This is a genomic window from Actinomycetota bacterium (assembly GCA_030682655.1).
Taxonomy (GTDB): Bacteria; Actinomycetota; Coriobacteriia; order Anaerosomatales; family JAUXNU01; genus JAUXNU01.
Genome location: JAUXNU010000139.1, coordinates 1 through 1,793, shown reverse-complemented (window position 1 = coordinate 1,793; position 1,793 = coordinate 1). Strand labels below are relative to the sequence as shown.

At 64.5% G+C, this 1,793-nt stretch carries 3 protein-coding genes; all 3 read right to left on the bottom strand.

Going from position 1 to position 1,793, the window contains the following annotated elements; all coding sequences use genetic code 11:
* Positions 1-310 (bottom strand): hypothetical protein (locus Q8K99_08850; protein ID MDP2182661.1); only part of this gene is annotated, 310 nt, incomplete at its 3' end.
* A gap of 298 nt (positions 311-608) precedes the next feature.
* Positions 609-1,076, bottom strand: a complete 468-nt coding sequence (ribE, locus tag Q8K99_08845; protein MDP2182660.1) for a 6,7-dimethyl-8-ribityllumazine synthase — start codon at positions 1,074-1,076, stop codon at positions 609-611.
* A partial coding sequence (gene ribA / locus Q8K99_08840) for a GTP cyclohydrolase II (protein MDP2182659.1) occupies positions 1,073-1,793 on the bottom strand: 721 nt, incomplete at its 5' end. The genes ribE and ribA, both read right to left, overlap by 4 nt.

Sequence of the window (1,793 nt, the reverse complement as noted above, 5' to 3'; positions counted from 1 at the left end):
CCTGTTGGCGTATCTCCACACGCTGCCTGGACTCGTCTTCGGTGTAGGCTGTCGCAGGGGCGACCATCACCTCTGGCGCAGCCTCGGCGAGGGTCTCACGCGCCTGCCGGATCGCAGTGGGATCCGCCAGCTCCCGAACATCGGCCAACATCGCCTCTCGCGCATCCATGGCGAGAACCTCGGCGAGGCGTGGGTTACTCACATGGAGTTTGAAACCGAAGAGCTCGAGTACGGTTGTGTCATCGTCGGCCGCATCCGCGCCCGCGTGACCGGGGGTGTCCGTGCTCTCGATGGAGCCGCTGTCGTCCACGTTGCGTACGTCCCGTCGTGCATCGGTGGCATAGGGGACCTGCGCTCCACATTCTAGCGCACGAGCATCGCCTCGCGCCGCCCGACATCACTTCCGAACCGTTCATCGAATCGAACGTAGGGTCGCTTGTGGCGACCAGACGGGCTCTGCTATGTTCGTTCTCCGCCTCTTGGGGCGGATGGATTCGCACCGACGGCTCACGGCTGACAGCCACAGGGTGGCGAGAGCCCAATGGGTCTTCTCGGGTGGGAGCCCCGGCACCGAGGATATCGACTGCCGGGGCTTTCCCGTGCCCGCTCTAGCCGCGCATCTCCTTCATGAGATTAGCCATTTCGATGGCGGCCAGCGCCGCATCCCAACCCTTGTTCCCGCCCTTTGTTCCCGCGCGCTCGACCGCCTGCTCGATAGTGTCCGCGGTGATGACACCGAAGAGCACGGGTACGCCCGTGTCGAGCGAAGCCTTCGCGACGCCTTTCGATACCTCCGAGGCGACGTACTCGAAGTGAGGCGTCCCACCGCGTATCACCACACCCAAGGCGATCACGGCGTCGTAACGCTCCGAAGACGCCATCTCTCGGGCAACGAGGGGTATCTCGAACCCTCCCGGAACCCATGCAACGTCGATATCGCCCTCGCTGACCCCGTGCCGGCCGAGCGCGTCGACAGCTCCGCTAAGCAGCCTCGTCGAAAGAAGCTCGTTGAAACGGCTGATCACGATTCCGACCTTGAGTCCGGTCCCGATGAGGTTGCCTTCGTACGTGCTCATCTGTCCACTCCCTGCCCTTGGGGCGCTTCGCCGAGGTTGAGCGTGTGCGCCATCTTCTTCTGCTTCGTTCTGAGGTACGAGTAGTTCTCCGCACACGCCTCGACTTCAAGCGCGACCTGCTTCGTGATGACCAGTCCATAGCCCTCAAGCCCGACGATCTTGGTCGGGTTGTTCGTCATGAGTCTCATGGTCGTGAGCCCGAGGTCGACGAGGATCTGTGCGCCGATGCCGTAGTCACGCAGGTCCGGGGCGAAACCGAGCGCCTCGTTCGCCTCAACGGTATCGTGGCCTTGTTCCTGCAGCATGTACGCCTGCAGCTTGTTCGCGAGCCCGATGCCCCTGCCTTCGTGTCCGACGATGTAGAGCAGAACTCCGCGGCCTTCCGCCTGGATGCGCCGCATGGCCTCCTCGAGCTGGTCTCCGCAGTCGCAGCGCTGCGAATGGAAGACATCGCCTGTGAGGCACTCGGAGTGGACGCGCACGAGCACGTCTAGTGCCCCGTCCACCTCTCCCGCGACGAGCGCCACATGCGTCGCGCCGTCGATCGCCGACGTATAGCCGTACGCAAGGAACTCCCCGAACCGCGTGGGCAGGCGCACGGTCGACGTCCGCTCGACGAGCCGCTCGGTCCTGCGCCTGAAGCGGATGAGGTCCGCGACTGTGATCGTCTTGAGGCCGTGTTCGGCGGCGAAGCGCTCCAGCTGAGGGCGGCGGGCC

What these genes read in the sequence shown, in the direction of transcription:
- ribE (MDP2182660.1), bottom strand. Translation starts at nt 1,076, where the DNA reads ATGAGCACGTACGAAGGCAACCTCATCGGGACCGGACTCAAGGTCGGA.